The sequence below is a fragment of the Pseudogracilibacillus sp. SE30717A genome (assembly GCF_037071985.1).
Lineage (GTDB): Bacteria > Bacillota > Bacilli > Bacillales > Amphibacillaceae > Pseudogracilibacillus.
The window spans coordinates 521,706-533,806 of sequence record NZ_JAXHDF010000001.1; the positions used below are offsets into that span (position 1 = coordinate 521,706).

The window sequence follows — 12,101 nt, forward strand, 5'->3', positions numbered from 1 at the left end:
CCAGATATTTATTAGCATATCTTTATTATACATATTTTCCCATGGATATTCATTAGCTTGTAGTTTACCAGCATTACTTGCTGTTAATTACAATAAAAAAAGGACGATAACCATCATCCTCTGATTTATCCAATTTATTTAGTGAATTAAATTAAAAACCACTATATCTTTTGAATAGTTTCAATTAGGCTCTTTCTATAAAAAAACGGTTTTAGGTAATTTACTATTATCTTAATTTCTGATTTATTTAGATAGCTTGTGTAATCTCTTAAAATAATTACAAGGCACCTTAAAATATTATCAATAAAAAAACCACTCTTGATTGAGTATTCTATTTTAGGAACATAGCTCATAATTTCAAAGTAAATCTGATCTTTTGTTTCACCATTCGTAAAACCTATTTTTGAATTAATATACTTATAGTCTATTTCATCACTTCTTTTAATAATTAAAGCTAAAGCCTCAAATAAATTTTTAAAATGATCTTTTTTAAAGACAATCGATTCACTATAGCTATTAAAAAACATCTGTAAGTTATCTACTACTTGTAATAACTGCTGTTGATTTTGTGTACTCTCTATGTCAATGGTTGTTTCTATTTTTCCTGAACTTATAAAATCCTCTATATTGAAGTTCTTTATAAAATTCTCATATTGGTTTTCAGTTGTTTTTTTGTTTAGAAAAATTTTATTGGTTTTTGAATAATTAGTGTATACAACCCAAGGAATAAATTCTGTTGATAACCAATCGTAAACTGTAAGAGCATCCCACATTTTTCTTTCATTTATATTATCCAATGAATTATTATAATCTATCGACATGTGAGGTTCCCATACAATCCACAAATAATTATCCGGTTCTGTTAGTTGCATCATAAAATTTTCATCTTGCTCAGGTTCCAAGAAAGCATGGTACCCTTCATCAAAACGATTTGTTTCCTTTTTACTATAAATTTTAATAAAAAATTTATTCTTATCAAAAATATGCCAATTTGTATCACCATTTTCATAGTCATGCTTATTAATGAATTCAATCATGAGATTCCAAAGTTTTCGACTGATTTTCATCAAACGATACTTTGATGAATATGGTGATTTATTAAAATAAAACGTCCCAATTTTTTGTTCAATTACCTGGTGTGCATTTAAGTAATATTCCGAAAAACTATCTACTAAATTACAAAGTTGCTTAAGTTCACTAATTGTAACTGGGAATCTATTATTTCCCAATTGGATAAAGTAAACATCTTTATTCGAAATATCGTTCCCAACTATAAAGTACCTTAATTTATGTTCAGGCTCAGTGTACAAACCTTGAAATAACTCTTTCATTATTTGTTTGTGGTTCATTGTAATCATACATTCTCTTATCTTTAGACTTCGGAAGGTTATTAAACATGAGCCTTCTCTTTCAGGATAACTTGGTAAAAAAGCCTCTAATTTTATCCTTTCAGTACTTTGTTTATAACTCCTTCCATCTATTACCTTTTCGTTTTTAAAAACATTCTTATCTTCAGTAACAAAGTCAAATACCTGTTCCTTTTTAAAATCATCCGAAAGGAGAACGTATGATCTCACCTCTTCTATACTTTTACTTATATTCTTTCTTTGTTTAAAATTATTGACTTCACTAATTATTTTTGGTGCTTTCTTTTTAGCTAGTTCTAATAGTGTTAAAGCAAATGTTCTGTCTAATAAATCATTCCCTTTTTGCCTATTCAATCGGAATTTTGCAGGAACTAAATTATATATACTGTCAATTTCAAAATTAGTAGCATCTATTCCTAACACATCCAGGTAGCTTCTAAATTTGTTCTTATTTTTCATTAAACTTTGTGGAATTATATGATCTACTGTAAGATTCTCAAAGTCTAATGGCTGTCCACTATATACACATTTTTCATTATACGCTTTTAATATTGCACGTCTAAAAGCCATGTCATTTAATCTTACTTTCATCTCAAAGTTCCTTAATATTTATTTTTTTAAAACAGAAAATGTATAGTATAATTATACCATTTTATAAAAATATTATATTAATTAATAAATACTACTTGTAATTTATTAGCTCAATATTCTTGAATTTATTATTTTTTCTCAAGGTTCAATTCCCGACTTTATTTCAAAGACTTTAACCTCTTTATTTCAATAGTAAATTCTTTTCTTAGTTTTACCATCATTTGTGGTACGGTTCCCCTTTCTGTATCTTAAACGCTCGGTACACTTGCTCCAACAATATCAATTTCATCATTTGATGTGGGAAGGTCATTTTTGAAAAGGACATCTTCTGATTTGCTCGTTTCAATACTTCTTCACTGAGTCCGTTTGAACCTCCAATTACAAACGTCACTTGATTCTTTCCTTGGAAGCTCAAATTTTCTAGTTCTTTAGAAAACTGTTCAGACGACCAACTTACGCCTGCTATATCCAATGCAATCACATAATGATGCTCTTTAATTTTGTCTAAAATTCGTTGGCCTTCTTTATTCTTGATAGCTTGTAACTCTTTTTCACTTAAGTTTTCGGGAGCTTGTTCATCGGATAATTCAAGGAAAGTTAGTCTGCAATATGTTTGTAGTCGTTTTTGAAATTCTTGAATTCCTAGTTTAAGATATTTTTCTTTTATTTTGCCTACGGAGATAATATGTATATTCATAGAGGAAGCTCCTTTTAACATGTCTTATTTGCGATTTGTCTATGACTTCAAGCATAATTATTATAGCAGGATTTGGTAAATAAATGGAAAGGAATGGTCTCTCCTTGAAAACAGTCATTGCTCCTGATTCATTCAAAGAAAGCATGAGTGCTCCGTCTGTTGCGGCTGCAGTAGAAAGAGGCATCCTAAAAGTAGATAAGAACACGGAAACTATCAAAGTTCCGCTTGCGGATGGCGGTGAAGGAACGATGGAGGCGCTCGTAGATAGTTTGGACGGTACATTTATGACCCATACGGTGACAGGTCCTTTGGGCGAAAAAATTCAGGCAAGATACGGGTTAATTGAGCAAGAGATGGCAGTCATGGACATTGCAGAAGTAGTAGGGTTTCACCTTATCCCGAAAGAGAAACGGAATCCGCTTCATACAACAACATACGGGATTGGCGAACTAATTTTGCATGCGTTGGATCAAGGTGTAAGTAAGTTTATTATTGGTCTCGGTGGAAGTGGCACGAATGATGGCGGAATTGGAATGGCTCAAGCATTGGGAGCGGAAATTACGGATAAGGACGGCAATGATGTTCCGTTTGGTGGGGAAGGACTTTCAAAGATTCATCGTATTTCAATGACTCAAATGGACGAGCGGCTTGGTGCATGTACATTTAATATCGCGTGCGATGTGAAAAATCCATTAACCGGACCAAAGGGTGCTTCGTATACATATGGACCACAAAAAGGGGCCGACCCGGAGATGGTTTCCTTGCTGGATGTCGGAATGAAAAACTATGAAGAAATTCTCAAGAGGGATATACGTGTAGATGTGTCACAAATAGAAGGGGCAGGAGCAGCAGGTGGGCTTGGAACGGCATGTATTGCATTTTTAAATGGGAAAATGCGGCCTGGAATTGAGCTTGTAACCGAAGTGACCAACCTTGAAGCCCATATAAAAGATGCTGATCTTGTTATCACTGGGGAAGGAAAAATCGATGATCAGACATTGTACGGAAAAACACCGGTCGGGGTGGCGGCAATTGCTAAAAAGTATGGTGTGCCAGTCATTGTCATTACCGGCGCAAATCATGTAACATCATCAAAGATTTATGAAACAGGGATTAATGCGATCTTCAGTATTACAGATGGCCCTATCGGTTTGGATGAGGCGATGGAGCGCGGAGAACAATTAACAGAAAAGCTTGCTGAAAATATCATACGATTTTATATGAAGTGTAGGAAGTGAAGTTACTAAAACACCCTTCCTGATTTACTCGTTAATTAAAGAAAGACATAATTTTGTCGAAATTAGCTAGGAGGGTACATACCGCTGATTATGAATGACGGTTAAAGTTAGTGATAAGTAGAAATACTGATACTAAAAGGTGGAATGTAGTATAATTATTAATACATTCGAATAAGGTAGAATGCATGATTATGTCTATATCTTTCTGTGAAAAATGGACTGTTATACCTTAAGCGGAAGAAACCTACGAAGACTCCTACGGGAAAAGCAACAACTGAAAATCCTTATAGCGACACGGAAGTGAAGCTATAAAAGTTGAAGTGTTGCCCGTGGAAAGCAAAGTAGGTTTCTGGAGCGATGTTAAATACAATTACACATAAGTAAAGACACTACCGAATGCATCATGTAAGTTGTAAAATTAAGGTGAGGATAAAAAGTGGAAAAGTCAATTGTCATTAAAGATATTGTACGCGCTTTCGCTTTGGAAGTGCTATATGGAGAGGAAAAGTTAGATCAATTAATTAAACAGTCGAATGCCAGAAGGCCTGGACTGGAATTTAATAAGTATCTCGATTTTTTCCCAAAAGAGCATGTATTTGTACTGGGAGAAAATGAGATTAAATATTTACATTCTTTGTCTGATGAAGAAAGAGATATTCGGGTAGAGAACGTGGTGAAATATAACCCGCCATGTATTATTGTGACGGATGGACAAGAGGGGTTAAAATATTTAACAAAATATTGTAAAGCAAAAGAAATCCCATTACTGCGTACGAATGATTTAAATTATGAATTTATCCGTAAAATCGATGCTTATTTAATTAAACGGCTTGCTCCTGAAATTGCGATCCATGGAGTATGTGTCAATGTATCAGGGATAGGTGTTTTATTACGAGGTGATTCAGGTGTCGGTAAAAGTGAAACGGCTCATTCCTTACTTGGTCGTGGCCATCGCTTAGTAGCTGATGACATTGTTGTGTTGAAAAAGCTGAGTCCGCAAACATTGCTTGGAACGCATAATGTAACGAATAAAGAATTGCTTTCGCTTCGCAGCATTGGTTTATTAAATGTTGTTCGGATGTACGGTCGAAAAGCTTTTCAGGATGAGTCGAGAATTGCTTTAGATATTGAGTTAACCAAATGGAAAGGTGACTCTTTATATAATGATTTAGAGGTAGAAACGAAATTTACTACGTATATGGATGTAGAAATTCCATATATTCAAATTCAGTTAAAGCCTGGGCGAGATGTCGTTGGTCTCATTGAAGCGGCTGTAAATAATTTTTATTTAAAACAGCAAGGTTATAGTGCGGCAGAAGAATTTATTAAGCGAATTGAGAAGGAAGCGGGACAGGATAAAGGCAATTAGTTCCGATGTTTTTTATAACTGTTTAATCTCTTCAATCAGTTCATTTTACACATGAAATAAGCTATAATAGATAGGGAAACAGTAGAAGGGAACATGTCGGATGAGTTATCAAGCATTATATCGCGTTTGGAGACCTCGTACCTTTAAAGACGTTGTTGGTCAATCGCATATTACCCAAACATTACAAAATGCTATATCGAATGGAAAGTTTTCGCATGCCTACCTTTTTTCTGGCCCTCGTGGTACCGGAAAAACGAGTGCTGCGAAAATTTTTGCGCAGACGATCAACTGTGAAAAGATGCCAACGAGAGAACCATGTAATGAATGTGCTGCATGTCGTGGAATTTTGGACGGCTCTATTTCGGACGTCATTGAAATTGATGCTGCTTCAAATACGAGTGTAGATGACATTCGTAGTATCCGTGATAAAGTGAAATATGCTTCCAGTTCTGTCCCGTATAAAGTGTATATTATCGATGAAGTTCATATGATTTCGGTAAATGCGTTTAATGCGTTATTAAAGACATTGGAAGAACCTCCCGGACATGTTGTTTTTATTTTGGCGACAACGGAACCTCATAAGATTCCACTCACGATTATTTCAAGATGCCAACGTTTCGATTTTAAATCCATTAGCAATAAAGTCATTATGGATAGGCTAAAAGAAATTATGGACCATGAAGAGATTGACATTGCAACGGAAGCACTAGAAGCTGTAGCTCTTACTGCAGAAGGTGGAATGCGTGATGCATTAAGTATTTTGGATCAGACAATCTCGTATAGTAATGGAAAAATTGAAATCGATGATGTTCTTGCTGTAACCGGCGGAGTTTCGCAACATATTTTATCTGATATTGCGATGGCGATGTATGAGCAAGATATAAAAAAAACGTTGCAGCTCTTTGATGATCTCGTTCAACATGGAAAAGATCCAAGTCGCTTTGTCTTTGATTTTATTTATTTTTTACGAGATGTTCTATTTTACAAAACAACTTCGGAACTTGCAGAATACTTAGAAAGAGCAATCGTTACAGAGGAGTTTAGCACATTAACAAAAACGATCGATTCGGAATGGATTCAAGAAGCAATTGTCCAATTAACAGAATGTGAACAACAAATTAAATGGACAAATAGCCCGAAAGTTTTTGTTGAAATTGCTATTTTAACGATTACAAATCGACATTTTAACAAAGTTGTTCAATCCGTACAGCAAGCAAATGCTCCAGAGGTAACCGAGTTAATCAACCGAGTCAATGAGTTAGAGAAGAAGTTGAAAAAGCTTGAACAAGCTCCTGCCCCTTCAGAACAAGCTTCAACGGGAAGAAGAAGGGAAACGCAAAGGAGCAGGAAAAAAACATTTGATATTCCTCATGAAAGAATTCGGATGGTGTTGGATCAGGCGGAAAAATCTGCTTTACAACATGTTCAATCAAAATGGGCAAGCTTTTTGGAACAACTTAAACAGACAAACGCTCCTGCACATGCTACCATTCAGGATAGTAAGCCGGTAGCAGCATCTAAAGAGGCAGTTATTGTAGGTTTTAAATATGAAATTCACTGTTCGTTATTTCTCGAACATAAAGAGATGATCGAGTCCATTTTAGCGAATATCATGGCTAGCCATTTACCGATTATTCCGATCCCTGAAGAAGATTGGTACACGGTCCGTTCAGAATATATTAACAAACAGGAAGAGTCTGAAGAAAAGCAAGACTCGGGAGATGCTCCGATTGTAGAGGAAGCAAGAAAATTATTTGGAGACGAACTATTAGAAATACGTGATTAGATCTAACATAAATAAGGAATACCATTCATATATTTTAAGGAGGAGTTACTTATGAAAGGCATGGGCAACATGGGAAATATGATGAAACAAATGCAGAAAATGCAAAAGAAAATGATGAAAGCACAAGAAGAGCTATTGGCAATGGAATTTGAAGCTTCTGTTGGTGGCGGTATGGTTACTGTAATTGCAGATGGTAGCAGAAAAATTTTAGACGTTCAAATAAAAGAGGAAGTTGTAGATCCAGATGATGTTGATATGTTGCAAGATTTAATTTTAGCAGCAATTAATGAAGTAATGACACAGATTGAAGAAAAGACAGAGCAAACGATGGGGCAGTTTACAAAAGGATTAAATATGCCGGGCATGTTTTAATCAATGTAAACGCCTTGGGAGGCTAGAAAATGTACTATCCAGAACCGATATCAAAATTAATTGATAGTTTTACAAAATTGCCAGGAATTGGACCGAAGACGGCTGTCCGTCTGGCTTTTTTTGTGATTGAGATGAATGACGATGATGTGGTTGACTTTGCAAAAGCATTAGTTAGCGCAAAGCGGGAATTAAATCATTGTGCCATCTGTGGACATATAACAGATCAGGAAACGTGTGCAATTTGTCAAGATCATACACGAGATGAGTCCATTATCTGTGTGGTAGAAGATTCAAAAGACGTGATCGCTATGGAAAAGATGCGAGAGTTTAATGGAAAATACCACGTATTACATGGGTCCATCTCACCTATGGATGGAATTGGGCCTGAGGATATTAATGTGCCAAGTCTCATCAAACGATTAAAAGAAAATGACGTAAAAGAAATTATCCTCGCCACAAATCCAAATATTGAAGGGGAAGCGACGGCCATGTATATTTCACGTCTCGTGAAGCCATCGGGTATTAAAGCAACAAGAATTGCCCATGGGCTCCCAGTTGGAGGAGATTTGGAATATGCGGATGAAGTTACATTAGCGAAATCATTGGAAGGTCGACGAGAACTATAAATAAATAGAGAACAAAACGGGTATTTAGGTTTTAAGTAGAGAATAAGATGAAGCCCGAATACCTACTAAAAACTAATTTATATAGGGTGAAATTATGAAGAAAAGAAAAAAACAAAGAGAGGTCGATCGTCAGTTACTGGATAGCATTTTCTATGCGGAAGCCGAATGGAAAAAGCTGCAAAATATTATTGAAAATAGTATTGAACCTGTACAAGAAAGCCAGCAAAAACTACAACTTGCAGAGGCTAAGTATATGTTTCTTTTAAGAGAAGCAAAGCATCGAAAAATTAGTGTGTTAAGATACTAACAAGTTTTTGTAAGTAGACAACTTCTGTTTCTCAGTTCTATTTTTTATCTTTCATTCATAAAAACTAATAAAGATAAAAAAGGAGTTGAAGAAACATGGATCCCATCATGATAGTAGTTGGAGTACTAGCATTAGTAGTCATGGTCTTTATATTTCGATCTCCAGCGAAGACGATGCGCCTGCTCGGCACAGGTACGATTCGATTGACGATAGGAGTATTGTTTTTGTTTTTCTTTAATGTATTTGGGGGCTCAATTGGTTTGCATATCCCCATTAATGTTTTTACAGTGCTTGTAAGTAGTATACTAGGATTATTTGGTGTAACGTCCTTGGCAGCTATTCATATATTTATACTGTAAGAGGATGTTCAAAAAGGTCGGTAAAGATGACACTGCGAATTTCTTCGTAGGCTTGTTTCTCCGCCGCTCATGTATCTAAATGCATACATTCCGCTGCTCGAAGCTTCGCTGCCTTGGATTTTCGACGCACAGGATGTGCTAGTGTCGACGTTGCTGACAGGACGTCAGCGCATTTAGCCGACGTGGTCCTTTTTATCCTCCTTTTTGAACACAGACTATAACAGTTGTATAATTTTCGTTAGATTAGGAGAGACTATCTACTAAACTAACGATAGAGGTGGATAGTATGGGACAATGTGCGATTTGTGAAGAGAAAAAAGCTGATGGGATTCACTTATATACGTTATTTATTTGTACTCAATGCGAATATAATATTATTCATACCGATGTACGGGAAGAGAAATATCGTTATTATGTTCAAAAATTAAAAAATATGAATCAACCATCACTTTTTTCATAGAAAACTTACATGTAAATAGTAAAAAGCGCAAGAGCTGTTTTTCTTTCATTAGAGACAATGCTTCTTGCGCTATTCTTTTTTCTTGCAATCATGTTTTTTACGTATAAAATATATGGATAAACCAGATGTACAAAATTTCCAATTTTCCTAACCATCTCTACCAAGCTCAAATAATAGTAACTCCAAAGATGATAAATCACCACTTAATATGTTGGAATAAAATTACAACTTATGAATAAAGTTATGTGAACATTTAAATATAGGTGGGAAGCATGATACAATAGAGGTAAGATTGGTTTTTACTTATATGCATTTTTGGTATTATTATGATTAGGTAATGAATAAGTTGATTGTGGCAAACATACCTTACATCAAGAGAATGAAAACATAAGGAAGTCTCCCTCTCTTTTCCCTTAACAGGACCAGCTTATTCAGAATAATAATTTTAAATTGAAACAGATGACATCAAAGGAGAAAAGATCATGAAGGGATTTTTTATCACCGTGGAAGGTGGAGAAGGTGCTGGAAAAACAACAGTCCTTGACCATCTTTTTGAGAAATTAACAGCACAAGGGTATGATGTCCTTTTAACGAGAGAGCCAGGTGGTATTTCTATATCAGAGCAAATTAGAGAAATTATCCTTCATCCCGATCATACGGAGATGGAAAAAAGGACGGAAGCTCTCCTTTATGCGGCAGCTCGCAGACAGCATTTGATTGAAAAGGTCATTCCTGCATTGAATGAAGGAAAAATTGTTCTTTGCGATCGTTTTATTGATAGCAGTCTCGCATATCAAGGCTATGCCCGCGACATAGGAATTGATGAAGTATTTTCCATCAATAAATTTGCCATTGAAGGATGTATGCCATCGTTAACGCTTTATTTTGATATACGTCCGGAAGTTGGATTAAAACGAATAGCATTAAATCGTAACCGAGAACAAAATAGACTTGATTTAGAAGCAATTGAATTTCATCAAAAGGTATATGAAGGGTATCATATGTTATTGAAGAAGTTTCCTGAACGTATGATACGAATTGATGCAGAGCAACATATAGATCAGGTTACAGATAATGCATTTACCTATATTATTTCTCATATTAAAAAGGAGGAAAAGTAATGAAACTAATTATTGCTGTTGTTCAAGACAAAGATTCAAATCGGTTAATTAATGCGCTAAGTCATGAGAATTTTCAAACGACAAAATTAGCAACTACTGGTGGGTTTTTAAAAGAAGGGAATACGACACTGATGATTGGTTGCCAAGATGAACATATTGACGAGGCATTAAAGATTATTAAAGAAAATTGTTCACAGAGAGAACAGATGGTTGCACCAATATCTCCAATGGGTGGAAATGCAGATTCTTATATTCCTAAGCCAGTAAAAGTTGAAGTAGGTGGCGCAACAGTTTTCATTTTACCAATCGAATCATTTTTTCGCTTTTAACTAGTTAAAAAGGGGTTTCAATATGAAAATAGGGCAAGAAATTAATTCAAAGATAGAACAAAAGCCCTTCAAGAAAATAGCTGAAGGGAAAAATAATTTCGAACAATTTGTTCGAACAGAATCTCATAAAATCAAACAAGAAGAATTAGCAGGTTTAATAAAAGATATTACAGAACAGGGGGAAAAAATTGCCCGATTTCGCTCGTTTAAAGACTTAGCAAAGTTTAAAAGAATGATTAAACAATTTTTACAAGAGACAGTATATAATGGCTTGTCTTTGAATGAATCAAGAAGTTTTAATTCAACTAATTATAGCCATAAATTAACAACCGTTCAGGAAGTGGATGAAAAATTAATCCAACTGACAGAAGATGTTATCGATCAAGAGAAGAAGACAGTTGATTTATTAGGCTTAATTGGTGAAATTCGAGGTTTATTAATTAATATAACTACATGATAAGGATGTCATCGTTATGCAAACATGGGCGGAGTTAAGTAAAGTTCAGCCTTTAGCAAGTAAAATAATGATTAATAGCTTTCAAAAAAACCGCGTTTCCCATGCATATCTTATTCAAGGATCGCGTGGAACGGGTAAAAAACAACTGGCAAATTTAATAGCGATGACTCTTTTTTGTGAGAATAAAAACGATTTAGAACCATGTCAAAATTGTCATATGTGTAAGCGGGTTTTATCACGAAACCACCCTGATGTACATTGGGTTGAACCTGATGGAAAATCAATCAAAAATGAACAAATTGAAATGTTAAGAAAAGAATTTTCTTATACAGGAATGGAATCATCTAAAAAAATATATATTATTCATCCGGCAGAATCTTTAACGGTAAATGCGGCAAATCGCATTTTGAAATTTCTTGAAGAACCTACGATTGAAATAACAGCTCTTTTATTGACAGATAACGGACATGGAATTTTACCTACGATTCGTTCCAGATGTCAACAAATTGACTTAAAACCCTTGGATGAGAAGATGTTTCAAAAAAAGTTAATGAATGTAGAGGGTTTACTAATTAACGAAAATAATGCACGGCTACTAAGTGCTTTAACAAATAATATAGATGAAGCAATTGAACTTCATAAAGAAGAAAAGATTTATAGGTTTAGAGATATAATTGAACAATTTATATATATGTTAATTTCTAATTACGAACAAAGATATCTATTTATTCATCAAAAATGGATACCTGAGATGAAAGATAAACAGGATCAGGAACTAGGACTGGATTTAATGTTATTAGCGTTTAGAGATATAGCCAATACGCAAATAGGACGGTCAAGCCCGACATTCTTTTTCCAGCCAACCGATGGTCTGCTAACGCGAGCAGTCCATCAGTTTACAGAAAAGAGATTACTTCAAATATTAAAGACTCTTTTAGAAACAAAACAGAAAATGAATCAGAATGTCCATCAGACGTTGGTGATGGAACAACTTGTACTTCAAATTTAGAGGTGGGTTATGA

14 protein-coding genes are annotated in these 12,101 nt (G+C 34.8%); 12 read left to right on the top strand and 2 right to left on the bottom strand.

The genetic code is table 11. The features are described 5' to 3' along the window. Positions 1 to 161: 161 nt before the first annotated feature. Together SPD48_RS02420 and rlmH are read right to left on the bottom strand one after the other, a co-directional pair. Positions 162 to 1,958 (bottom strand): HNH endonuclease, encoded by a 1,797-nt coding sequence (locus SPD48_RS02420; RefSeq protein ID WP_336256457.1) that lies wholly within the window; start codon positions 1,956 to 1,958, stop codon positions 162 to 164. Positions 1,959 to 2,175: 217 nt separating this feature from the next. Next, complete coding sequence (gene rlmH, locus SPD48_RS02425) at positions 2,176 to 2,655, bottom strand: 23S rRNA (pseudouridine(1915)-N(3))-methyltransferase RlmH (protein ID WP_336256458.1); 480 nt, start codon at positions 2,653 to 2,655, stop codon at positions 2,176 to 2,178. A gap of 83 nt (positions 2,656 to 2,738) precedes the next feature. Between rlmH and SPD48_RS02430 the strand changes: the two genes are divergently transcribed. The 12 genes from SPD48_RS02430 (at position 2,739) to holB (ending at position 12,088) form a co-directional block, all read left to right on the top strand. Then, positions 2,739 to 3,893, top strand: coding sequence for a glycerate kinase family protein (locus tag SPD48_RS02430; RefSeq protein WP_336256459.1), 1,155 nt, complete (start codon positions 2,739 to 2,741; stop codon positions 3,891 to 3,893). A gap of 436 nt (positions 3,894 to 4,329) precedes the next feature. Continuing rightward, the gene (gene hprK / locus SPD48_RS02435; RefSeq protein WP_336256460.1) at positions 4,330 to 5,262 is read left to right on the top strand and encodes an HPr(Ser) kinase/phosphatase; all 933 of its coding nucleotides are present in this window, start codon (positions 4,330 to 4,332) and stop codon (positions 5,260 to 5,262) included. Between the two features lie 100 nt (positions 5,263 to 5,362). After that, on the top strand, positions 5,363 to 7,048 hold the full coding sequence (gene dnaX, locus SPD48_RS02440) for a DNA polymerase III subunit gamma/tau (protein ID WP_336256461.1): 1,686 nt from the start codon (positions 5,363 to 5,365) through the stop codon (positions 7,046 to 7,048). A gap of 51 nt (positions 7,049 to 7,099) precedes the next feature. After that, entirely contained in the window at positions 7,100 to 7,420 is a 321-nt protein-coding gene (locus SPD48_RS02445; RefSeq protein ID WP_336256462.1) for a YbaB/EbfC family nucleoid-associated protein, read from the top strand. 29 nt (positions 7,421 to 7,449) lie between these two features. Further along, positions 7,450 to 8,046, top strand: a complete 597-nt coding sequence (recR, locus tag SPD48_RS02450) for a recombination mediator RecR (RefSeq protein WP_336256463.1) — start codon at positions 7,450 to 7,452, stop codon at positions 8,044 to 8,046. Between the two features lie 94 nt (positions 8,047 to 8,140). Beyond that, the gene (locus SPD48_RS02455; RefSeq protein ID WP_336256464.1) at positions 8,141 to 8,353 is read left to right on the top strand and encodes a YaaL family protein; all 213 of its coding nucleotides are present in this window, start codon (positions 8,141 to 8,143) and stop codon (positions 8,351 to 8,353) included. A gap of 95 nt (positions 8,354 to 8,448) precedes the next feature. Further along, positions 8,449 to 8,712, top strand: coding sequence for a pro-sigmaK processing inhibitor BofA family protein (locus tag SPD48_RS02460; RefSeq protein ID WP_336256465.1), 264 nt, complete (start codon positions 8,449 to 8,451; stop codon positions 8,710 to 8,712). Positions 8,713 to 8,998: 286 nt separating this feature from the next. Beyond that, positions 8,999 to 9,172 carry a sigma factor G inhibitor Gin gene (locus SPD48_RS02465; RefSeq protein ID WP_336256466.1) on the top strand — a complete coding sequence of 58 codons (174 nt, stop codon included), beginning with the start codon at positions 8,999 to 9,001 and terminating at the stop codon, positions 9,170 to 9,172. Positions 9,173 to 9,654: 482 nt separating this feature from the next. Continuing rightward, positions 9,655 to 10,293, top strand: coding sequence for a dTMP kinase (gene tmk / locus SPD48_RS02470; protein ID WP_442962091.1), 639 nt, complete (start codon positions 9,655 to 9,657; stop codon positions 10,291 to 10,293). Beyond that, positions 10,293 to 10,622 carry a cyclic-di-AMP receptor gene (locus SPD48_RS02475; RefSeq protein WP_336256467.1) on the top strand — a complete coding sequence of 110 codons (330 nt, stop codon included), beginning with the start codon at positions 10,293 to 10,295 and terminating at the stop codon, positions 10,620 to 10,622. Before tmk ends, SPD48_RS02475 begins: the two co-directional genes overlap by 1 nt. Positions 10,623 to 10,644: 22 nt before the next feature. Beyond that, a complete protein-coding gene (locus tag SPD48_RS02480; protein WP_336256468.1) occupies positions 10,645 to 11,079 on the top strand; it encodes a YaaR family protein in 435 nt (144 codons plus the stop codon). A gap of 16 nt (positions 11,080 to 11,095) precedes the next feature. Then, positions 11,096 to 12,088, top strand: coding sequence for a DNA polymerase III subunit delta' (holB, locus tag SPD48_RS02485; protein ID WP_336256469.1), 993 nt, complete (start codon positions 11,096 to 11,098; stop codon positions 12,086 to 12,088). Positions 12,089 to 12,101: the final 13 nt, after the last annotated feature.

Coding starts and splice junctions, on each gene's coding strand:
- SPD48_RS02445 (WP_336256462.1), top strand. CDS start 7,100: ATGAAAGGCATGGGCAACATGGGAAATATGATGAAACAAATGCAGAAA.
- recR (WP_336256463.1), top strand. CDS start 7,450: ATGTACTATCCAGAACCGATATCAAAATTAATTGATAGTTTTACAAAA.
- SPD48_RS02460 (WP_336256465.1), top strand. CDS start 8,449: ATGGATCCCATCATGATAGTAGTTGGAGTACTAGCATTAGTAGTCATG.
- dnaX (WP_336256461.1), top strand. CDS start 5,363: ATGAGTTATCAAGCATTATATCGCGTTTGGAGACCTCGTACCTTTAAA.
- tmk (WP_442962091.1), top strand. CDS start 9,655: ATGAAGGGATTTTTTATCACCGTGGAAGGTGGAGAAGGTGCTGGAAAA.
- rlmH (WP_336256458.1), bottom strand. CDS start 2,655: ATGAATATACATATTATCTCCGTAGGCAAAATAAAAGAAAAATATCTT.
- SPD48_RS02455 (WP_336256464.1), top strand. CDS start 8,141: ATGAAGAAAAGAAAAAAACAAAGAGAGGTCGATCGTCAGTTACTGGAT.
- SPD48_RS02480 (WP_336256468.1), top strand. CDS start 10,645: ATGAAAATAGGGCAAGAAATTAATTCAAAGATAGAACAAAAGCCCTTC.
- SPD48_RS02420 (WP_336256457.1), bottom strand. CDS start 1,958: ATGAAAGTAAGATTAAATGACATGGCTTTTAGACGTGCAATATTAAAA.
- holB (WP_336256469.1), top strand. CDS start 11,096: ATGCAAACATGGGCGGAGTTAAGTAAAGTTCAGCCTTTAGCAAGTAAA.
- SPD48_RS02475 (WP_336256467.1), top strand. CDS start 10,293: ATGAAACTAATTATTGCTGTTGTTCAAGACAAAGATTCAAATCGGTTA.
- SPD48_RS02430 (WP_336256459.1), top strand. CDS start 2,739: ATGGAAAGGAATGGTCTCTCCTTGAAAACAGTCATTGCTCCTGATTCA.
- SPD48_RS02465 (WP_336256466.1), top strand. CDS start 8,999: ATGGGACAATGTGCGATTTGTGAAGAGAAAAAAGCTGATGGGATTCAC.